Below are 21,404 nucleotides of genomic sequence, written 5' to 3'. Positions count from 1 at the left end.
TCCCGCGCAAGCGGAAATCCATCTATGCCATACGCGCCCGCCCGATGATCTCTCCGATTACGGCGCAACGCTCCCTTCCCGCCTGCCTGAAAAACCTGGGTCCCACACTGCTCCTGACACCAGCTTGTCAGGAGCGATATGTTTTTATCCCGCCGCAAACAACCCATGATTGACTCAGTCGATTTTTTCCTCAATACTTAACCTCATGGTTAAGTATCAAGAAGCCGAACTGAACGACATTTTTGCCGCCCTCGCCGATCCGACGCGCCGGGCCCTCCTTGCCCGGCTGGAGCAAGACGAAGACGCGCTTTCGGTCAGCGAACTGGCAGAGCCGTTTGATGTGTCATTGCCTGCGGTGATGAAGCATCTCAACGTGCTGTCAGGTGCAGGGTTGATTGCCCGGCAAAAAACCGGGCGCACGGTGCGCGTCCGGCTTCAACCCGAAAAGATGGCGCACGCCATGGAATGGCTGAAGCGCTATGAACGGTTCTGGACGGATCGGCTTGATCGGCTGGCCGCCTTTGTCGAGAACGCGGCAAAGAACGAGACACCGACACATCCCGCCGCCCCGCAGGATCAGGAGGACCGGTAATGCAACCGCAACCGCAACCGCAACCGCAACCGCAACAGCCCCCGCGAAAGCAAACATCCCCGCAAGACGAAAACCCAAGTCTGACCATCCGGCGACGTATTGCCGCCCCGCCCGCAATGGTCTTTGCCTCCTGGACCGATCCGCAAAAACTTGCGCAATGGTGGGGACCGCATGAGTGCCAGACGCTGGACGCCACCGTTGATGCCCGCGTCGGCGGCACGTTTCGCATCCGCTTCAAGGAACCCGGACCGGATGGTGAAATTCACGATGTCAGCGGCACCTATGACGCGGTTGAAATTAACCAAAAGCTGTCCTTTAGCTGGCAATGGATCACCATGCCAGAACGCAAATCGCACGTCACACTGACCCTTGCGCCGGACGATAACGGCAAGGCCACCATCCTTGTCCTGCATCACGAACAATTCGCCGACGAGGCCGCCCGCGACGGTCACAATGGCGGCTGGAACAGCGCGCTAGACAAACTCGAAACCCTCTTCGCGGCGGCCTCATAAAGCCCTTGACCTCAATCACGGTTGAGGCCCGAGCATTGCCGTGAATGGAAACCGCAGCACCACCGCTGCACCATAGACTCCCGCCTGCGCGGGAGTGACGAGCATAAAGAACACCCGGTTCCGTCATGCCCGCAAAGCCTGCCGTCACGAAGGCGGGGGGCGGGCATCCAGACAGCACCGCAAAACAACACACAATAAAATACAAGGCGGCCACCCATACGCCACCACCAAGGAAACACAGGAACAAGATATGAGCGCCCCAAGCCACCTCGAAACTGCCGCGCAAGGCACCGACACCAAGGCTACCCACCGCGAATGGATCGGCCTTCTGGTTTTGGCCCTGCCCTGCCTTTTGATCGCCATGGACATGACCGTCCTGCATCTTGCCGTGCCGCATCTGACCGCAAGCCTCAACCCGACCAGTGACCAGTTGCTGTGGATTGTTGATATCTATGGCTTTTTCATTGCCGGATCGCTGATCACAATGGGCACGCTTGGCGACCGCATCGGGCGGCGCAAGCTTCTGATGATCGGGGCTGCTTGTTTCGGGGCGGCATCGGTGCTGGCCGCCTTTGCCGACACCTCGGAAATGCTGATTTTCGCGCGCGGGGTTCTGGGTGTGGCCGGGGCCACGCTGATGCCCTCGACGCTATCGCTGATCCGCAACATGTTTCTTAATGAAAAGGAACGCTCCTTTGCCATTGCCGCCTGGATGACGACCTTCATGGTCGGCACGGCGGCCGGTCCGTTGCTTGGCGGGCTGGTGCTAAGCTATTTCTGGTGGGGGGCGGTCTTCCTGCTTAATGTGCCGGTGATGGTGCTGCTATTGCTTGCTGCACCCGTCCTACTGCCCGAACACAGGGCGGAAAAATTCGGGCGGATCGACCTGCCAAGTGCTGCACTTTCGCTCACCTCGATCCTTGCAATCATTTACGGCGTAAAGGTTATGGCCGCCTATGGCGTTGGCACCGAAGCATTCGCCGCCGTCGTGCTTGGCCTTCTTGGCATGTGGGCGTTCATCCGCCGTCAGCGCAACCTCGACGACCCGCTGCTGGATCTCGGCCTTTTGTATCGCCGGACGATTTCGGTTCCGATTGTCATTCAGACGGCCGCGATCTTTGTCGGGATGGCCTATTTCATGTTCCTGTCCCAGTCCCTGCAACTGGTGATTGGCCTGTCGCCAATTCAGGCCGGCCTGGCCATGCTGCCCGCCACCGTTTCGGGCATTGTCGGATCGCTCGGGGCCCCGGTTTTGCTGGGCCGGTTTCGCCCCGGCTCGGTCATGACGGGCGCCCTTGTCCTGACCGCGTTCGGGTTTTGCCTGCTGTCACTGCCTGGCGCCGTCGGCAGTCTTTATATTCTTGCCACCGGGGCGGCGATCTTTTCACTGGGCATCACACCGGTTGCAATGATCTGTACCGATATGGTGGTCACGGCCGCCCCGACCGACCGCACCGGATCGGCTGCGGCCATGTCCGAAACCAGCGCCGAACTGGGCGGGGCATTGGGCATTGCCGTTCTGGGCAGTGTCGGCACCGCAATCTATCGCGACGCCATGCTTGATACCGACCTCCCCGCCAATCTCACAGCCGGGGCGATTGATGCGCTCCGCAGTACGCTGGGTGGTGCCGTCCATGCGCTGGCTGACGCCCGGTCCGGCTTGGCCGGTGACGTCTTGTTACAGGCCCGCACAGCCTTCTCCGACGGCTTGCAGGTGATTTCAATCATCTGTGCGCTTCTGATGGTTTTGTCTGCGATTGGCACCGTCATCGTCTTGCGCAATGCCAAGGCAGAGACCGATGCAGGATCTGACGCCGATTCCAATGACAGCCCGGATGGCGATACGGAAATCGACCCTGCCCTGCAACCGGCAGCCTGTGCGGCTGGTCGCGTCGACTAAAAACACGAGGCACGGGCACTGCGTCGATCTCGGCGGTGCCCGACACACGGGAAACATTCCCCCCCCGACGAACCCGACGGAAAAGGAGAACCGATATGACCCGTCCCCAAATCGTCTCCCGCGCAGAATGGCTCGAAGCCCGCAAGGCGCACCTGAAACGTGAAAAAGACCATATGCGTGCGTGGGACCGTCTGTGTGAAGAACGCCGTGCCTTGCCCTGGGTCAAGGTCGACAAGGAATATATGTTCGACACGCCAGACGGCAAAAAATCGCTCGGCGATCTGTTTGACGGTCGCAGTCAGATGATCGTCTATCACTTCATGTTCGGTCCCGGCTGGAAAGAAGGCTGTGACGGCTGTTCCTTCCTTGCCGATCATTTTGACGGAGCCAATCTGCATCTGCGTCATCATGACGTGACCCTGATGGTGGTCTCGCGTGCCCCGCTGGCGGAATTCCTGCCCTTCAAGAAACGGATGAACTGGCATTTCCCATGGGTGTCCTCGCATGGCAGCGATTTCAATTATGATTTTGATGCCTCCTTCCGCCCCGATGATGTCGCGGCGGGCAAGACGACCTACAATTTCGCGCCCTATAGCGGCAAGATGGAAGACTTGCACGGCATCAGCGTGTTTTACCGCGATCCCGACACGAACGAGATTTTCCATACCTATTCGTCCTACAGCCGTGGGGGCGATCCGCTGATCGGAGCGCATGCCTTTCTTGATCTCACGCCCTTTGGCCGCAACGAAAACGGCACGATGGATTGGGTAAAGCTGCACGATCAGTATGAAGACCAGAAATCTGCGGGCGCATGCTGCCATTGATCAGCACAAACTCCGATGATCCATGATCCGTCGCTTTACGAAGACGCCAACGCCCAAAAACTGGCCGACATCCAAAAGGAACTTGGCCAGATCGAAAACGAACTTGCCATGGTCGAACAGAAATGGCGCGACAAGCAGGAAGAATACGACGCGATGGTCGCCTGACACCCTCATCTCAATCTGATCAACATACGGGCCCGCAATACATGATTGCGGGCCTGTGTTGTTTCTGCCATTTGCCCAGAAATTCCTCTCGGAACAAGCCCGTCGGCAACCAGTCATCAAGTCGCCAAAATTCCGACGCAACCTTGGATTGCCGGGGTAAAGGCACTTCATGCAGGAGACTGGCATGGCTAATTACATCGTAGGAACCGAGGGTGACGACAATCTGATTGGAACAGAACAGGATGACCGGATATCCGGGCTTGAGGGTGACGATTACATTCGTGCCCTTGGCGGGAATGATTCTCTTTCCGGCGGCTATCGCGGGCCTGGCAACGATACGCTCGATGGCGGGGCCGGGCATGACGAACTTGATGGCGGTGACGGCAACGACACGCTGATTGGCGGGCCGGGCAATGATGAACTGACCGGTGGCCCGGGGGCCGATGTGATTGATGGCGGCCCGGGCCGCGATGAAATCAGCTTCGGATATAGTAGCAATCCCGAAAACGAAGGCGTCTATGTCAATCTGGAAACCGGTATTGGGCGGGGCAGTGATGCCGAAGGTGACCGCTACTCCAATATCGAAGATATCCGCGATACGACCTATGGCGATGTGTTGATCGGAGATGACGGCAACAATGCCTTCTATCAACATTACAACCGCACTGATACCGGCGACGTCATGCAAGGACAAGGCGGTGACGATACGTTCTATGCCGCTGCCAGCACCGACTTTTCAGAAGACCGGGTGAACACCTTTGATGGCGGCGACGGCAATGACACCATCAGTTACATTGCCGGATGGGGCAATGATGCGCCTTACGGCGAGTATGGACCGCAACCGGTCATCAATCTTGAAACCGGCATGGGCCGCACCGGTGATCATTTCATCGACATCGAGAACGTCGATGGCAGCAATCAGGGCGACCTGATCATTGGCGATGACGAGGACAACCGCCTCATCGGCAACAAGGGCGAGGATACGATCTATGGCCGCGATGGTGATGACTTCATTGTCGGCGAAAACATCCATGGCGAAGCCGGAAATGATACGCTCACCGGTGATTGGTATGACGTCTCGCTTTATGGTGGCGATGGGCATGATACGCTGCGCGCCGGTCCCGTTGGTGATCCGATTTTCAGTGACAACCTTTTATCGGGCGGGGCCGGCAATGACTGGCTTGAAGGCAATAGCGGCAATGATACCTTTGTTTTCGATGCCGAGGCCTCAAGTCGTGACCGGGTTGTCGGGTTTGAAACCGGTGACCGGGACGAAACCGGCAATCACCCCGATACGCTGCTTCTGACACACGATCTTCAGGAACGCTCCGGCATCACGGATTTCGACAGCTTCCTCGATCACACCACCCAGACCGGCGATGATCTCTATGTCGATTTCAGCAACGGCGATCCATGGACATTTGGCGTGATTATCGAAGATACCAACAAGGATGATCTGACCGCCGATCATGTCCTGTTTGCCGATGTCTAAATCGGGCGAACTCAAATCCTCATACAATTGGATTTTGGGCGCTGTTTGATCCGGACATAAAAAAGTCCCGCAGGACGTGTTTCCGGCGGGACTTTTCAATTATTTTGAATAATCGCGATGATTATTCAGGAAGTTTGAATACCGGCAGGACCGATCCTTCATACTTGGTTTCGATGAATTTGCGGACCGCCTCATCGTGGTAAGCTTCAACCAGCGTCTTGACCCACGGCTCGTCCTTGCGCGCCGTTTGGGTAACAATAACATTGGCATACGGGCTGTCATTGCCTTCGATCGCGATCGAATCCTTGATCGGGTTCAGACCGGCTTCGAGCGCATAGTTGGTGTTAATCGCCGAGGCATCCAGATCATCAAGCGACCGCGGCAGCTGTGCAGCGTCAAGCTCTACAAAGCTGATATTCTTCGGGTTTTCGATGATATCAAGCGGGCTGACCACGAGGCCCGCTGCCGGATCAACCTTGATCAGGCCATGGGATTGCAGGACCAGCAACGCACGACCACCATTGGTCGGATCGTTCGGAATGCCGACTTCGGCGCCATCGGCCAGCTCATCCAGGCTTTTGATTTTGTTGGAATAAATGCCCATCGGTGTCAGGATGTTATAGCCGACCACCGAAAGCTCATACCCGCGATCCTTGATCTGGTTATCAAGATACGGCACATGCTGGAAGCTGTTGGCATCAAGATCGCCATCATCCAGCGCCTGGTTCGGAATGACATAGTCCGAGAAGCTGACCAGTTCGATGTCCAGGCCCTTGGTGGCCGCGACCTTGACGACTTCTTCCATGACTTCTTCATGCGCACCCGGGGTAACGCCGATTTTGATCGCATCGTTGGCCAGTGCCTGACCGGTGAGTGCGGATGCCAGAACGGCAGCCGCCGTCAGTTTAAGGAAAAACCGCATTGTAAAACTCCTTGATTTCATTTGGGTTTGTGCGGGAATTTGACAAATGTGAGCAATCCTCACATTCGGATTTTGGTCGATGAGATGCTCAGATGTTGCGCTTGTCGGCCTTGCGCGCCAGATAGTCGCCAAAGCTTTGCACGACCTGCACGACGACAATCAGCGTGATGACAACAGCCGCCATGACATCCGGGCGGAAACGCTGATAGCCATAACGAATACCAAGATCACCAAGCCCACCGGCCCCAACGGCGCCAACCATTGCGGAATAGCCAATCAGGGTCACCGCGGTCAGAGTCAGACCGTGAATGATGCCCGGCAATGCTTCGGGTAACAGCACCTTGGTCACGACCTGTACCGGACGCGCACCCATGGCCTGGGCCGCCTCGATCAGGCCGCCATCCACTTCGCGCATGGCACCTTCGATGATCCGCGCAATGAACGGAATGGCCGCGACGGTCAGTGGCACGATGGCAGCAGACGTGCCGATTGAGGTGCCGACGACAAAGCGGGTAAACGGAATGATCGCCACCGCCAGAATGATGAACGGGACCGAGCGGGTTGCGTTGACCAGCGGGCCAAAAACGCGCTGGAACCAGAGGGCTTCAAACAGCTCCCCCCGGCCAGAGGTTGCCAGCAACACACCAAGCGGCAAGCCAAAGGCGGTCGCAATCGAAAGCGAGACGGCCACCATATAAAGGGTTTCACCGGTCGCCTGCAGCAGAATGGGTGCAAGGGTAGAAAACATGACTTAGCCCTCCTGCCCGGCGGCAACGCCGCTGGTATTTGTGTTGACTTTGGCGGTGCTGTTCGCATCCGATCCGGCGCGGAAATCCATGAATTCATCGGCCAGAAGTGACTGGGTCGTCGCGTGTTTCGGATCGGCAAAGATGCCTTCAACCGCGCCCTCTTCGACAATCACACCAGCATCCATCACCGCCACACGGTCACACAGCGCCTTGACCACCGCCATTTCGTGGGTGATCACCACCATGGTCAGACCAAGGCGTTTGTTGATGTCCTTAAGGAGTGTGAGGATCTGACGGGTGGTTTCCGGATCAAGCGCCGAGGTCACCTCGTCACACAGCAAAACCTTGGGGTTGGATGACAGCGCGCGCGCAATGCCGACACGCTGTTTCTGACCGCCCGACAGTTCGGCCGGATAACGATCACGTTTGTCTTCAAGCCCAACCAGCGGCAAAAGCGGATCAACCGCCTTGGCGATCTCGGCCTTGGTCGCACCGGCAAGTTCAAGCGGCAGCGCGATATTATCGAACACAGTGCGCGAGGAGAGAAGATTGAAATGCTGAAACACCATGCCGAGCTGACGGCGGAACAGTGGCAAGTCGCGTTTGGAGAGTGTGGTGACATCGGTGCCATCAACCGTCACCGAACCCGAGGTCGGGGTTTCAAGCAGGTTGATGCAGCGGATCAGGGTTGATTTACCCGCACCAGAGCGGCCAATGACGCCGACGATTTCGCCAGCAGCGATATCAAGATTGATGCCGCGCAGCGCAACATGTTCGTCGCTGCCACGCCGGGCTGCATATGTTTTCTGGACGTTCGAGAGCCGGATCATGGATCCCAACCTTTCCGTAGATACAAAAAAAACCGCCACGGCTTTACCGAGGCGGTCGTACATACGGAGCATATACGCCCTCTCGCTTTAGCCGCATTTTTAGCGCGCCCGCAAGCTGAGGAGCAAATCGGCGCGTTCAACACCCCTTGTCTATCTGACCCGGTGTCATTGTTCAATGGCTAAAATCATGCATTTCACGCATGGCATGTATGATTCCCAAAAATACAACACAAAACTTTTGTTTATTGAGTGTGCATTAGCCCGACATCACAAAGCCCCACCCTGTTCGTCTATTAGGGTCTGAACCCAACTGGATGTTTAAAATGGCATCAGAACAATCAAGATATGCCAGGAAATCGCCGCAGTGCGGGGCGATCCCCGCGCAAGGAGATTGACGAAGCAGATCGCAGATCGTCCTGATGTCCTTCGGATCGGCGGCATTTCAAGCATCCAGTTGGGTTCAGACCCTAGTCATCAATATCAATGCGGGATTGAACAGATGGCCTTTGCCAACCGGATCAACGACCTTGCCCGAACACTCGCGCAATACCCGACTTTTGTCACGGTCATGGACAATAAGGTGGATGTGCGCACCAAGGAGCAATTGGCCACCCTTTCGGCCGAGACAGCCAAGCTCGAGGCACTGGCGGCCGAGGGAGATACCGCCATCGCAGATGGTACCTGCAAGGATCCCGCCGGGCTTTCATCCCGGCTGGACTTCAACGCATCGCAGATTTCATCCCTGCTGACCGCCTTTGCCGCCCAGGATTCCGAGCGTCTGAAATCGATGAGCATCATCAGCAAACAGAAGTTTGATGCCTATGCAACAACCCGTTTGTCTGCAGAGAAGCGCTTTGCCGAAGAGGTTTCCCAACTGCTCACCCAAGAATCTCAGGCTGTCGGACAACTTGAAAAACCACAACAGCCCAAACCTGCCCCTGACCCTAACCCCCAGCCAAAGCCCGAGCCTCGGCCACAACCTGCTCCGAAACCGGGTCCTAAGCCGAAGCCCGTCATGTCCTTACAAGAGGTCATTGCATCCTTGCCCGGATATATGCAGGTAAACCATCCAGAAGCTATTTCCGACTTTGATGCAGATAGTCTGAAAGTGGCCTGCGACACCGCCGGGGAGGCCGCAATCAAGCTTGGCGTTAAAACACCGGATGGGATCGTTGATTACGCCACGGTGCAATTCACGGGTGGCGCACACGTCACCAGCCAAGCTTGGGCAAGCGCAATCCTGAAAGATAAGGCCCTGGGCACCATTGATGACCGTGTCGCAGTCCTGAACAACGCCCTGCAGGCAAGGCTTTCACTTGCCAGTGTTTTGGGCGCTGACACATCCCCCGAACCGATCAACAGCTGAGGACGTTATGGCACAATACATCGTACAGCTAACCGCCCCTGCCGGCGCTTATCCGTTTGATGAGGTGCGGGTATCATTGACCTGCGACAATCAACCACAGCAAACGCAGAACATGACCCTGACGCCCGGCGTGGCCGAATCCCATGAGTTCACCATCGACAACGGAACCTGGCGTTTACGGGTCAATGGTGCCGGTTTTGTGCCGATTGACGAACAGAATATTGTGGTCAATGGCGATGGACTAAATGCCAAGGATCTCACCGTCATTTACTACACGCTTCACACGGATCGCAATCGCGACGGTGCCCTTGACGGGGCGGGCATCATCAAGCAACTCACACCGCCCGCGATCACTTTTGGCGTGCATGGTCAAGGTGCCATTATCCCGGTCAATTGTAACCGTGATGACAATACAATCACCGCCGGTTACGCCGACAATCAGGACGACAAGGTCAATGGCAACAATGATCTTGCGAGCGGGACGGGCCGCATTGAGATACGCCGCACCATTGCCGGTCCTGTTGTCGGCGTGCCCGCAGCGTGGGAGCTTAAGCTTAAGGTCATACGCGAAACCTTGGCCGATGACGAACCTGAGAAGCATATCCGGATCTTTGATGGTGTGCGGCAAGACAGCGACGAGATGATCGGCCCTGAAACCGACAGCTTCGCCCGCCCGACCACCGCTGATGTCGGAGCGAGCAAAATCTATGCAATCGAAGCCGTGCGCTTTGCCGGGCGCAACTTTGCCAACGGTGAATGTGGCCTTGTCCTCAGCGTTATTCAGCCCGAAGTCACCGGACCGGACACCACCACCTATTGGTTTGCAGATAGACTTATGGTTGCACGCTGGATCGGCAATCATCATTTGCAAACCGTTAGTGATCTTTACGTTGCCATTGCAACCAATGATGACGGGTCAGACAATCAACTGTTCAGAGCCGCACTTGGTAATGCCGCCGGTGCTGATAATCCGGCGATCACGGTTACGCCCGGCGATCCGGAAAATGCACAGGAAATCGATATCCCGTATCTTAACGGCAATGTCTGGGACGATTACGGCCCGGCGGGTCAGACCGCACCCGAGCCGGCTGGCGATGACCGATGGATGCGCGACACTGTGGTTGCGGGTTACAGCAGCTGGCCGGGAAACAATAATGCCGCGCTGTCGAAGAACGCTTTCATGAAAACCCACCGTTGGGGTGCATTGCAGAACTGGGTTTTCGAAAGTCTCCTGAGTGCCGATGTCGGCGTGTTCTACCCGGCAGCCGGAAGTACTGATGCCATTGCCTCGGCAAATTCGGGCGGCAATATTGCCGTAACACCGCCGGTCAAAAAGACCACCCTTGCCGGGACGACCAGTTATCGGTTTGGACGGATCTATTACGGGCATAACCAGGAGCATCAGGTAGACCGAAGCAGCCGCGACTTCATGGCTGCACAAAACATGCAAGCGCCCATCGTTCTTGATACTGATTGGCTTTATGTCGGCCATGTTGATGAAATGATGACCTTTGTGCCAGATCCGAACCCGGCCGATCCATTTAAGAAATGGAAGCTACTCGTCGCAAGCCCAGCCGAGGCATACCGTCTGCTGACAGCCGCGCAGGGTGCACATGGGGCGGCCAACATGCTTAAACGTCCGGCTTGGAACGGCGGCAATAATCAGTTTGATTATACGGATCTTGAGATTGACGGCACGCCAGTTGGCGCAACCATCAATGCCTTTCTTGGCAATGGTAATGCGCCGTTAGATCATCCGGAAACCGGTGCGTCCTATACCTATGAGCAACTGCGCAACTGGAACATCCGGGGCGTAGAGGCCGTCATTGCGCAGAATATTGACCGATTAAAAATGGCGTTCGATCTGGCCGATGTTGATATCATCAAGGTCCCGGTCATTTTCTATCCAGAAGATTACATCGACGAACCCTATGCGCTTTTGGACATGCTAGATCCCACAGCACTGGATGATGATGACGGGTTCAACATCTATCCGGGGGTTGATGGCGGTTTCCAATGCGGCGCATTGACCGGCGACATGCCCAACATGTTTGTTGGCAACACGCGCTTGATGATTCCCAAGCCATATGGCCCTTGGATTGTCGATCTGACAGACAACGTCAATCACGGGTACGATCTGTTTGAACGCGATTTACAGCAAAAGCTTGCAGCCATCGTTAATGGTCCAACTTGCGTCTTTATCGACGATTGGGTCGATTATCATACGATGCTTGGCGAAATTCACTGCGGCACCAACGAGGTCCGCAGCCCATATGATGGCCAAACGGCATTTGGCAATGCGCGGTATGGCCAATGGTGGACTGCGGTTGATGCCTGATATCAATGCACATGAAATGGGAGCGCCCCGATGAGCGCAGAAAGCGACTATCAACAAGCCCTGAAAGATATCGCAAGCCTTGCCAAGCGCGAAGCAGCCCGCGTCACAAGACGCCCGGCAGCAAAGGCCATTGATCAGCTATTTCGCAAATATGGCGGAACCATCGCCGCCCCGCTGATTGCTGATTTAAGGGCCGGTGCGTGGAAGAAATGGGAAAGCTGGCAACTGGGCGGTGCCATGTCCTACCTGAGAAGTTTCGCCACATCAGATGCTGTTGCGCCGTTGCGTGACATCGAACAGAACTATCCGGTTGCCGACATTCAGACACAGGCAAAGGAATTGGCAGACCTTCTGGCGACACTTGACGTTGCCGTATCGGAAGCCAAACAACTTGCGCAAGTTCAGGACGCCATAAAAGGCGGCAATACCGACGAGATGGCTCGCGCAATGCTATTGGCGCTAGCAAAAATTGACCCTGATTGGCCGGTGCGGGCCTCAGCCATTCAGAAGGATCTTTATAAACTGTCGGCAGACAGTTTTCCGGCGATCAATGAATTGGCTGCGGGCAAATTGTCGCAAGCCGACGTGACGAAGGCGTTAGTTGAAATTCTGTTCCGGCAGTTCCTCGGAAAGACCGCGTCGCCGTGATCCGACACGAAACCAGGGTAATCAGCTTTCGACATTTTTCACATGCGTTTTGCAGGATTTTCCACCATCACGACAGCTTCTGACCGGCGTATTTCGGCTCTTTCCAGTCGGTTCTGACAACGCCCTACCCAAACCATAAAGCAAAGCGGCAGGTTAACGCGCGTCCGGTCGCCGGGTAAAAAGCAGCTTGATGAAGCTTCTGAGCAGCATAACCTGTTCGGCGAGTTTGCGCGGTTCGTTGAGTGCCTTTGACATGACGATGCCGCCTTCAAGCACGGTTGAAATCATGTCAGCGACCTGTTCGAGGTCGACTGGCTCGGTCGTCTGATATTGGTCGGCGATATCATCAAGGATCGCGCGGAACCGGATGCGCCAGGCCAGAACCGCATGCCGGTTGAGATCGCGGACTTCCTGGTCAAACAGGCGTTCCTGATAGCAATAGACCGCAACGATGCAGCCCGGATGGCCATTGGGCAGATCTTCAAGCACCTCGGCCAGCATTTTAAGCGCTGCCAGCAATTGATGCAGGGGATCGTCGACCAATTCGCGGGCACGATCAAATACCTGATCGAGGATTTCGTCATCCTGTTCGATATAGCGTTGCAGCAAAGCCCGCGCGAGCTCGTTCTTGTCCGAAAAATGATAGAAGAACCCGCTTTTGGTCAGCCCGGCTTCGCAAATGATTTCCTCGATCGAGGTCGCGCCAAAGCCCTTTTCCAAAATCGACTGTGACGCGATTTCCATAATGCGTTCACGCGTGCGTTCGCCCTTGCGTTTGGGGCCGCCGAACGTCTCGGTGATTGTCAGTTTTTCCATCGTACTCATCCGTTACCCTACCGTCGGTACGGTTTTTCGTCGCCAAAGACCGATATGGCCGCGCCGAAAAGCACCGAACCCTTCGTAAACAATTGTTTTGAATATGTTTTTGGAAATCTGAAAAACCAGACCGTGTGCCCACTAGAAGCAAAACCCAATCAGGGCGAGATTTCCGACCCGCGTTTACATACCCCCGCGATCCAAAATTTAAAACCCAAAACTGAAATTCGGACACATGAGCACACGCACTTCACACCTGCCGCCACACGGGCAGACAAAATTCATCACCGATGGCGGCCTTGAGACCACATTGATCTTTCATGACGGGATCGACCTGCCGCATTTTGCATCCTTTGACCTTTTGAAAACGGATGAGGGCTGCGCGCATATCACCGCCTATTACGAGCGTTACCTTGAACTGGCCAAGGACGCGCAGGCGGGTTTTATCCTTGAAAGCCCGACATGGCGGGCCAATCGCGACTGGGCAGAAAAGATCGGCTATGGCGAAGCTGAACTGGCCGAGCTGAACCGCAAGGCCATTGATTTGATGGCCGACCTTCGTGATCGGTACCATAGCGAGACAACGCCCTGCCTGATCAGTGGCAATATCGGCCCACGCGGTGATGGTTACGTTCCGTCGCTTTGCATGACGGTTAATCAGGCACGCGCCTATCACGCACCACAGATCGTCACATTTGCCAAGGCGGGTGTCGACATGGTTTCGGTCGTCACCATCAACTATCCCAACGAGGCCGTCGGCATTGCACTTGCCTGCCGGGATGTCGATATGCCGTGCGTCATTTCGTTTACGGTTGAAACGGACGGACATTTGCCAAGTGGCGAGCCCCTCTGTGATGCCATCGCGATGGTCGATGACATGACAGCAGGCTATCCGGCCTATTACATGATCAATTGCGCCCATCCGGACCATTTCCGCGACAAGCTTGAAGATGATGGCGCGTGGAAAAACCGCATCTGCGGCATCCGGGCCAATGCATCACGCCAAAGCCATGCGGAACTGGATGCCTCGAAACATCTTGATGATGGCAATCCGGATGAACTGGGACGCCTGTATCGTGATCTTGCCGATCTGCTGCCAAACCTGTCGGTTCTTGGCGGTTGCTGCGGGACCGACCATCGACATGTCAACGCCATGGCCGAACATGCCTTGGCACACCTGCGCAGCGCCTAAAACGCACGACACACACTGATAAAAAAACACCGGGAAACGGACAATGAATATGAGTTTCAAACCAACACACGCCGCCGATATCGAACTGCGGAAGGCCACAAGAAATGACGCTGATCACATGGCCAAGCTGATCAACCTCGCGGGCGAAGGCCTGCCGGTTTATCTGTGGCAGGAAATGATCGAAGGCAACGAGACCGCCTGGGACGTTGGCCGCCGCCGCGCCCTGCGCGAAGAAGGCGGGTTTTCGTACCACAACACCCGATTTGCGTTTGGTGAAAACCAGATCATGGGGGCGATCATTGCCTACGCCCAGCCGGATCAATTTGACCCAATTGACCCGGCGGAACTTCCGGCGATGTTTGTCCCGATCCTTGAGCTTGAAAGTCTGGCACCGGGCAGTTGGTACATCAATGTTCTGGCGGTCTATCCACCGTTTCACAATCGCGGTATCGGATCATTTCTGGTCCGCGCCGCAGAGGAAGACGCCCGCAAAGCCGGAAAGACATCGGTCAGCATCATCGCATCCGATGGCAATCCCGGTGCCGTGCGCCTTTATGAACGCCTTGGTTATACCGCCTGCGCATCGCGCAAGATGGTCAAGGAAGGTTGGGAAAATCCCGGTGAAAACTGGATCTTGCTGATCAAGGAAATCTGAAAACAGATCCAAAAACATCAAAGGCCGATTGCGCTCAGCTTTCGGCCTTTTTCTCCCACGCGCCTTGCGGGGTTTGTTGCCAGTAGGACAGTTTGTGTCCGGCGTCTTTCCAGTCTTTCCAGCGCGTGCGGGCTTCTGCCACCGCATCGCGATCGCGATCATCAAACAGCATGATGACGCGTTCATAGTCGCCGACCTTGTCGCTCATGGCACGGTCGGTCAGAAACAGGAACTGGGCATTATTGGGATTTTCATCCTCGGCCGTCAGCCAGACCGGCTGCATTTCCGCATCACCATCGGACTTGGAACCATGGGGCAACCAGCTTGCAGGGTCGTAGGTCCAAAGCAGGGTATTGATGGCCTCGACCCGTTCTTCGACACCGGTCATCACCACGGCACGCTTTTCGCGCTCCAGCGTTTTGGAGAGCAGAGTGGGCAAGGCCCGTTCCAGCGGCATGCTGGTGAGATGGTAAAACCAGATATCAGCCATAGCCAATTGAGTATCGCGAAAGCAAAAACGGGGCAAGATGATCATCACCCTGCCCCGTCTTTTATTCAGTTATGCGTTCCTGAAATCAGGACTCGTAGTTGTCGGCAACAAAGCGATCAAGCAGACGTACGCCAAAGCCGGTGCCGCCTTTTGGCACGACTTCCTTGTCCGCCGTCGACCAGGCCATGGCCGCGATATCAAGATGCGCCCACGGGCGATCCTTGGTGATAAAGCGTTTGAGGAACTGGGCGGCGGTGATCGAACCGGCCGGGCGACCGCCGACGTTTTTCATATCGGCAATGTCGGATTTAAGCTGCTTGTCATAGGCCGGTGACAGCGGCAAACGCCAGACGCCTTCATCCACCGAAAGACCGGCTGTGGTGATCTGGGTGGCGAGATCATCATTGTTGGAAAACAGACCAGCATTTTCATGACCCAATGCGATGATGACCGCACCGGTCAGGGTCGCAAGATCAACGATCAAACGCGGATCGTATTTTTCCTGCACATAGGTCAGCGCGTCACACAGAACCAAGCGGCCTTCGGCGTCGGTATTGATGACTTCGATCGTCTGACCCGACATCGAGGTCACAACATCGCCCGGACGCTGTGCGGTTGAGGACGGCATGTTTTCAACAAGGCCAAGCACCGCAACCACGTTGCATTTCGCCTTACGACCGGCAAGTGCCTTCATCAAGCCCGATACCACACCGGCACCGCCCATATCCCACTTCATGTCTTCCATACCGGCAGCCGGCTTGATCGAAATACCGCCGGTATCAAAGGTCACACCCTTGCCCACGAAGGCAATCGGTGCGTCCTTTTTCTTGCCACCGTTCCAGCGCATGACGACCATGGCCGGTTTGCGGGCCGAACCCATGGCAACACCCAAAAGCGCGCCCATGCCGAGTTTCTTCATTTCCTTTTCGTCAAGGACGTCAATCTCGACCCCGAGTTTTTCAAGGGCAGAGACTTCCTTGGCGAAGCTTTCCGGATAGAGAATGTTGGCCGGCTCAGACACCAGATCGCGGGTGAAGAACACGCCTTCGACGACCTTTTTGGCGGACTCAAACTGTTTCTTGGCGTCCTTGTGATCGCGGGTGGCGATATCGAACGCCTTGAGGACCGGTTTGTCTTCCTTGGTCTCGGTGGTGCGGTATTTATCGAAACGATAATCGCGCAGCATCGCACCGGTTGCGAAATCACAGGCGAGGTTTTCCATATCAAACAGAACGGAAAGCTCTTTCTCGCCAGTGGAAAGCGCACGTGCGGTGACGGAGCCACCAAGTTTCTGGGCGGCAATCACGTCAAATTCGGCTTCCTTGCCGATCCCGAAAATGATCACGCGCGACAGATCGACATTGGCCGGTGCAAGAACCTGCAGGCTTTGGCCGGATTTGCCCTTGAAGGTCGACGCCTTGATCGCCTTGGTGATCGCACCCCCGGTTGCCTCATCAAGTGCGACGGCACTGGGCATCAGATCGGCACCCTCGGTCGCAAAGGCGATAACGGCACCGGTTTTCGGAATGGCGAGATCGGAAAACGTGATCTTCATGGTGAACAGGACTCCTGTCATGTTTCGGGGCGCAGTCCTTGATCAAGCAACTGCAAAGAAATTGATGCTCCTAATCTAGCGCGTTAAACGCGGTTGAAAAGGCTTATCGTTCAAAAAGGTGCGGGATTTCACGCAAAGGCAACACCAGCCCGCCAAAACGCCGTCCCGGTGAATTGCGCAACATCAAGGCGCGATCAGGTTTGATCGCTACTATGACGCATTCCAACATTCTGGAGGTATGTCATGGCTGGCAGAACCGCACCGATTTCGATTACCGAACCACAACGCGCCACACATCCGTTCTGGACGGGGGCTTTTCGCCCGCTTTTCCTGCTGGCCGGGCTTCTGGCCATCGTGGCTGTTGTTTGGTGGGTTGCGGGCTTTGTGCATGGCATTGCAACACCCAGTCTGGGAACAGGTTCATGGTGGCATGCCCATGAAATGATTTTCGGATTTGGCGGGGCGGCCATCGGGGGATTCTTGCTGACCGCGATTGCCAACTGGACAAGTCGCCCACCGATTTCAGGAACCATGTTAATGGCGTTAACCGCAAGCTGGCTGATCGGGCGGCTGGCGATTGGTTTTGGCGAGAATTTAGACCCGGCTTTGACGATTGTCGGGGCGCTGATCTATTTCATCTTTTTGCTGGCTCTTGGTGTGCGGGAACTGGTTGCCGCCCGCAATTACCGCAATATGCGGGTTCTGGCCGTCATTTCCCTGATCGCGCTATTTGATGGACTGTTTGTCGCCGCCTGCCTTGATGTCATAGCCCTTGATCCGGCCATGCTGTATCAAACGGCGATTCTGGCGATCATATTGCTGATCGGCTTGATTGGCGGGCGGGTCATCCCGGCCTTTACACGAAACTGGATGCAGCGCGAACAGATCAATGCCCCCATGCCTGCCATGTTCGGACGGTTTGACATGGTGTGCCTGGCCAGCATTGCGCTTGGCATTGTTGCCGTGATCCTTGATCCGGCGGGCGTGGTTGCCGGGTCTGTGTTGCTGTTTGCCGGGATTGTGCATGCCATCCGTTTGATGCGATGGCGCGGTGTGCATAGCTGGCGCGAACCCATCGTGATCATGCTGCATCTTGGCTATTTCTGGGTGCCCGCCGGACTTATTCTGCTTGGTATTGCGATCCTTTGGCCCGATGTCATGAGCAGCCGCGATGCCCTGCATGCGCTGACCGGCGGGGCAATGGCCTGCATGGTACTGGCCATTGCCGGGCGGGCCGCCCTTGGCCATACCGGGCGGGAATTGCGCGCCGGGTGGGCCTTGAACAGTGCCTTTGGGCTTATATGGGTTTCGACCCTGTTGCGCGTCATGGTCGGTTTTGCCGGATCGGGGTATGTCACCATTCTGGCGATTGCGACCCTGATGTGGATTGGCGGATGGCTGGCGTTCCTGATTGGTTATGCGCCCGTATTGCTGGGGCCAAGCCAAAAGAAAACGCGTGGCATTCCGGTGCGGTAAAGCAAGGCAAGCTAGCCAAAATCAAACAGCGAAAGCGACGGGTTGGATTTGATGTATTCCACCTCGTCGTTTTCGACATCACCCGTGGAATGCCAGCCGTGGCTTTCATAAAAACCGTGCGCGCGGTTTTCCGGATTGGCCCCGGTGGTGAGCGAGATGTCATTACATCCTTGGGCAAACAGCCAGTCTTCGGCGGTGCGCAGCAATGCCGCCCCCACCCCGCGGCCTTCAAATTCCGGATCGACAAACAGCGCCCAAAGCGTTGCTTCCCTGGGGATGGCAATGGCGAAGCCTGCGGCAGAGCCATCAAGATCGGCAAGCCAGATGCCGTATCCCTGTTCCAGCCATTTGCCAAAGGCGGCCTTGGTGATGCCGCGTTCGGCCAGCTCAGATGCCGAAAGATGGTTTTCACGCACTCGGCTTCGGATGGCAAAGATTGCCCCGACATCGCCCAAACGGGCTTTGCGAATTTTCATCCCGGCCACTGCGTGTGCTTTCTTTCCAACCGCGTCAAACTGTGCGGCAATTTAGCGATATGACGCCCCAGTGCCAGTAAAAAATGCCAGCAAAAACGATCACCCCGCACACTTATTGGCCGAGATACTCCGCATCCGTCACGGGTTCCAACCAATCAACCGGGGAGCCATTGAGCTTTTCCTGAATGGCGATATGGGTCATGGCGGTTTCGGGACCGGCCCCGTGCCAGTGTTTTTCGCCTGGTTCAAACCAGACGATATCGCCGGGACGGATTTCCTCTATCGGGCCGCCTTCGCGCTGCGCGCGACCAAAACCTGCGGTGACGATGATGGTCTGGCCCAGCGGATGGGTGTGCCATGTGGTGCGTGCGCCGGGCTCGAACGTCACATTGGCGGCGGCCACCCGGGCGGGATCAGCCGCACTGATGATCGGTTCGATGCGAACCTGTCCGGTGAAATATTCCGGGGATCCGACGGTTGAGGCCTGCGATCCGGCGCGTTTGATTTCCATGACGTTCTCCCTGTTGGTTTATTGGATTTCGTTTCAGTTTCAGGCCATCAGGCGGACCGGTTGGCGTTTCGGGCCCCATGTCCCGGGTTTGGCCTGAAACACACCGGCACAATGTGTGCCACAGCTTTTGCAGGCGCCATGGGCATCAAGGTTCCAGTCAGAAAGCTGATACCAGTCACGGCCAATCAGGATCTCGCCGCAGCCATGGCAGAAAGTGCTGCTGTGCGTTTTATCATGAACGTTGCCGACATAGGCATAGCGAATGCCGTTATCCATGGCGATCTTGCGCGCACGCACCAAGGTCTCGGGCGGGGTGCGTGGTGTATCCATCATTTTCCAGTCGGGATGAAAGGCCGAAAAATGCATCGGCACATCCGGACCAAGTTCATCATGGATCCAAGCTGTCATTTCATGGAACTCGGCATCGCCATCATTTTCGCCGGGAATGACAAGATTGGTCAGTTCCACCCAGACGCCAGTTTCATGGCGCAGGTATTTAAGCGTTTCCAGCACGTCATCGAGATGCGCCGAGCATAGCTGATGATAAAAGCGATCCGTGAAGCCCTTCAGATCGACATTGGCGGCATCCATGTGGCGGAAAAATTCCTCGCGCGCCTTATCACCAATATAGCCCGCCGTGACCGCGACGGTGCGAATGCCCATTTCGCGACAGGCAATGGCGACATCGACGGCATATTCAAGGAAGATCACCGGATCATTATAGGTAAAGGCCACGGCCGAGCAGCCATGCGCCTTGGCGGTTTTGGCGATCATTTCAGGGGTGGCGAGCGAGGAAAGCTTGTCCATCTCGCGCGCCTTCGATATCTCGTAATTCTGGCAGAACTTGCAGGTCAGATTACAGCCCGCCGTGCCAAAGGACAGGATCGGGGTGCCCGGCAGAAAATGATTGAGCGGCTTTTTCTCGATCGGGTCGATGCAAAAGCCCGAGGATCGACCCCACGTCGTCAGCACCATCTGATCGCCAAGGCGCGCGCGGACAAAACACAAGCCCCGCTGCCCGTCCTTGAGCTTGCAAAAGCGCGGGCAGACATCGCACTGGATGCGGCCATCGTCGAGATGGTGCCAGTAGCGGGCTGGCACGGTGTCGGTTTTGATTGCGGGATCAGTCAACAACTCGCCTTTGTCATGCATTAACTTCTTAGCTCAGAAGAACACCTTCTGAAAAACAAGCAACAGCCCCCCACCCACAAATGCCGAAATCACTCCAACAAAGATATTGTCTCGGTTACGTCGAACTATGCTTGTCCGCTCATCCCGGCGCTCACCTATTATTGTAACCTTTCTGAGGCCGTCACGGATCATGAGCAGAATTCCCGAAACAGGCATCAACACAAACCCAATAAAAGCCAAGCGACTCTCGCCGCTCTCAAACGAATGTTCATCAAAGAGTTGCTCAGAGAGTACGTCAGAAAAAACCATCAAGAACAAGCCTAGAAAGAATATAGACACAGAAGAAAATTTCCAAATCTCATTTCTAATAATTGGTTTGGAACTGCCCATTATTTCTTTCATTTTTAAATGAAAATAATCCTCACTTCTCCCACTGTAAACATGCACACTATCTTTATCAAAAGTAACACTCATATATGGATCACTTGAAGAAATATCCACCTTGTTCATAACAATTTTTCGCGATAATTCTTGAGAAAACTCGTCAAAATCATCAAACTCAAACCCATCTGCCTGAATAGTTACGTTTCCAGACATCGATTTCATCAAATCGTAAATTTCTTCTATTTCATCTAGATACAGCTTTACATACCTAAAGAAATTCGACTCATGTTGTTCAACTTTCTTCATGTTTACCCGTACCGCTTGCAAAACCTTCAAATTAACAAATATGTTTGAGAACATTCTAGCCATAGCTGAGACAA

Annotated in this window: 21 protein-coding genes and 1 pseudogene; 12 read left to right on the top strand and 10 right to left on the bottom strand. The window is 55.5% G+C overall.

The genetic code is table 11. The features are described from left to right. Positions 1 to 205 precede the first annotated feature (205 nt). From FHI25_RS07950 to FHI25_RS07925, 6 genes are all read left to right on the top strand, one after another. Positions 206 to 592: a metalloregulator ArsR/SmtB family transcription factor gene (locus tag FHI25_RS07950; protein WP_210516627.1), complete on the top strand. Its 387-nt coding sequence runs from the start codon at positions 206 to 208 to the stop codon at positions 590 to 592. Then, positions 592 to 1,104, top strand: coding sequence for an SRPBCC domain-containing protein (locus tag FHI25_RS07945; RefSeq protein WP_210516625.1), 513 nt, complete (start codon positions 592 to 594; stop codon positions 1,102 to 1,104). The genes FHI25_RS07950 and FHI25_RS07945 overlap by 1 nt, the downstream gene beginning before the upstream one ends. 250 nt (positions 1,105 to 1,354) lie before the next feature. After that, positions 1,355 to 3,004 carry an MFS transporter gene (locus tag FHI25_RS07940; protein ID WP_210516623.1) on the top strand — a complete coding sequence of 550 codons (1,650 nt, stop codon included), beginning with the start codon at positions 1,355 to 1,357 and terminating at the stop codon, positions 3,002 to 3,004. Between the two features lie 95 nt (positions 3,005 to 3,099). Beyond that, positions 3,100 to 3,828, top strand: coding sequence for a thioredoxin family protein (locus FHI25_RS07935; RefSeq protein ID WP_210516621.1), 729 nt, complete (start codon positions 3,100 to 3,102; stop codon positions 3,826 to 3,828). 15 nt (positions 3,829 to 3,843) lie between these two features. Then, positions 3,844 to 3,993, top strand: a complete 150-nt coding sequence (locus FHI25_RS07930; RefSeq protein WP_210516619.1) for a hypothetical protein — start codon at positions 3,844 to 3,846, stop codon at positions 3,991 to 3,993. Positions 3,994 to 4,177: 184 nt separating this feature from the next. Further along, entirely contained in the window at positions 4,178 to 5,485 is a 1,308-nt protein-coding gene (locus FHI25_RS07925; protein WP_210516617.1) for a calcium-binding protein, read from the top strand. A 121-nt stretch (positions 5,486 to 5,606) separates the two neighbouring features. Here the strand turns inward: FHI25_RS07925 and FHI25_RS07920 are convergent, their stop codons facing one another. From FHI25_RS07920 to FHI25_RS07910, 3 genes and pseudogenes are all read right to left on the bottom strand, one after another. Continuing rightward, positions 5,607 to 6,407 (bottom strand): MetQ/NlpA family ABC transporter substrate-binding protein, encoded by an 801-nt coding sequence (locus tag FHI25_RS07920; protein WP_210516615.1) that lies wholly within the window; start codon positions 6,405 to 6,407, stop codon positions 5,607 to 5,609. Between the two features lie 88 nt (positions 6,408 to 6,495). Next, positions 6,496 to 7,155 carry a methionine ABC transporter permease gene (locus tag FHI25_RS07915; protein WP_210516613.1) on the bottom strand — a complete coding sequence of 220 codons (660 nt, stop codon included), beginning with the start codon at positions 7,153 to 7,155 and terminating at the stop codon, positions 6,496 to 6,498. A gap of 108 nt (positions 7,156 to 7,263) precedes the next feature. Continuing rightward, positions 7,264 to 7,986, bottom strand: a pseudogene (locus tag FHI25_RS07910) (ATP-binding cassette domain-containing protein); the annotation flags it as partial. A gap of 499 nt (positions 7,987 to 8,485) precedes the next feature. Between FHI25_RS07910 and FHI25_RS20725 the strand changes: the two are divergent. The 3 genes from FHI25_RS20725 (at position 8,486) to FHI25_RS07895 (ending at position 12,338) form a co-directional block, all read left to right on the top strand. Continuing rightward, positions 8,486 to 9,352: a hypothetical protein gene (locus FHI25_RS20725; RefSeq protein WP_210516609.1), complete on the top strand. Its 867-nt coding sequence runs from the start codon at positions 8,486 to 8,488 to the stop codon at positions 9,350 to 9,352. A 112-nt stretch (positions 9,353 to 9,464) separates the two neighbouring features. Then, the gene (locus FHI25_RS07900) at positions 9,465 to 11,690 is read left to right on the top strand and encodes a protein-arginine deiminase family protein (protein WP_210516607.1); all 2,226 of its coding nucleotides are present in this window, start codon (positions 9,465 to 9,467) and stop codon (positions 11,688 to 11,690) included. A gap of 30 nt (positions 11,691 to 11,720) precedes the next feature. Next, positions 11,721 to 12,338 (top strand): hypothetical protein, encoded by a 618-nt coding sequence (locus tag FHI25_RS07895; RefSeq protein WP_210516605.1) that lies wholly within the window; start codon positions 11,721 to 11,723, stop codon positions 12,336 to 12,338. Between the two features lie 153 nt (positions 12,339 to 12,491). Here the strand turns inward: FHI25_RS07895 and FHI25_RS07890 are convergent, their stop codons facing one another. After that, entirely contained in the window at positions 12,492 to 13,154 is a 663-nt protein-coding gene (locus FHI25_RS07890) for a TetR/AcrR family transcriptional regulator (RefSeq protein ID WP_210516602.1), read from the bottom strand. A gap of 235 nt (positions 13,155 to 13,389) precedes the next feature. Here FHI25_RS07890 and FHI25_RS07885 point away from each other — a divergent pair, with 235 nt between their 5' ends. Together FHI25_RS07885 and FHI25_RS07880 are read left to right on the top strand one after the other, a co-directional pair. Next, positions 13,390 to 14,346 (top strand): homocysteine S-methyltransferase family protein, encoded by a 957-nt coding sequence (locus tag FHI25_RS07885; RefSeq protein WP_210516600.1) that lies wholly within the window; start codon positions 13,390 to 13,392, stop codon positions 14,344 to 14,346. Between the two features lie 49 nt (positions 14,347 to 14,395). Next, positions 14,396 to 15,001 (top strand): GNAT family N-acetyltransferase, encoded by a 606-nt coding sequence (locus tag FHI25_RS07880; protein ID WP_210516598.1) that lies wholly within the window; start codon positions 14,396 to 14,398, stop codon positions 14,999 to 15,001. 34 nt (positions 15,002 to 15,035) lie between these two features. On the opposite strand, the gene FHI25_RS07875 is transcribed toward FHI25_RS07880, so the two are convergent. Both FHI25_RS07875 and FHI25_RS07870 read right to left on the bottom strand, forming a co-directional pair. Beyond that, positions 15,036 to 15,491 (bottom strand): DNA polymerase III subunit chi, encoded by a 456-nt coding sequence (locus FHI25_RS07875; protein ID WP_062953774.1) that lies wholly within the window; start codon positions 15,489 to 15,491, stop codon positions 15,036 to 15,038. An 85-nt stretch (positions 15,492 to 15,576) separates the two neighbouring features. After that, positions 15,577 to 17,046, bottom strand: a complete 1,470-nt coding sequence (locus FHI25_RS07870) for a leucyl aminopeptidase (protein WP_063087077.1) — start codon at positions 17,044 to 17,046, stop codon at positions 15,577 to 15,579. A gap of 243 nt (positions 17,047 to 17,289) precedes the next feature. On the opposite strand from FHI25_RS07870, the gene FHI25_RS07865 reads away from it, so the two are divergent. Further along, entirely contained in the window at positions 17,290 to 18,522 is a 1,233-nt protein-coding gene (locus tag FHI25_RS07865) for an NnrS family protein (RefSeq protein ID WP_210516596.1), read from the top strand. Positions 18,523 to 18,533: 11 nt separating this feature from the next. Here FHI25_RS07865 and FHI25_RS07860 read toward each other — a convergent pair whose 3' ends face one another. The 4 genes from FHI25_RS07860 to FHI25_RS07845 all read right to left on the bottom strand — a co-directional run bounded on the left by FHI25_RS07860 (position 18,534) and on the right by FHI25_RS07845 (position 21,330). Beyond that, a complete protein-coding gene (locus tag FHI25_RS07860; protein ID WP_210516594.1) occupies positions 18,534 to 18,998 on the bottom strand; it encodes a GNAT family N-acetyltransferase in 465 nt (154 codons plus the stop codon). Between the two features lie 112 nt (positions 18,999 to 19,110). After that, on the bottom strand, positions 19,111 to 19,509 hold the full coding sequence (locus FHI25_RS07855; RefSeq protein WP_210516592.1) for a cupin domain-containing protein: 399 nt from the start codon (positions 19,507 to 19,509) through the stop codon (positions 19,111 to 19,113). A 39-nt stretch (positions 19,510 to 19,548) separates the two neighbouring features. Further along, positions 19,549 to 20,640 (bottom strand): AmmeMemoRadiSam system radical SAM enzyme, encoded by a 1,092-nt coding sequence (gene amrS / locus FHI25_RS07850; RefSeq protein WP_246879004.1) that lies wholly within the window; start codon positions 20,638 to 20,640, stop codon positions 19,549 to 19,551. 33 nt (positions 20,641 to 20,673) lie between these two features. Next, a complete protein-coding gene (locus FHI25_RS07845; protein ID WP_210516587.1) occupies positions 20,674 to 21,330 on the bottom strand; it encodes a hypothetical protein in 657 nt (218 codons plus the stop codon). Positions 21,331 to 21,404 lie beyond the last annotated feature (74 nt).

Source organism: Thalassospira sp. ER-Se-21-Dark, from assembly GCF_017922435.1.
In the GTDB taxonomy this organism is placed as follows: Bacteria; Pseudomonadota; Alphaproteobacteria; order Rhodospirillales; family Thalassospiraceae; genus Thalassospira.
Note: the sequence above shows the minus strand (reverse complement) of the source record. Positions and strands in the feature narration are given on the sequence as shown.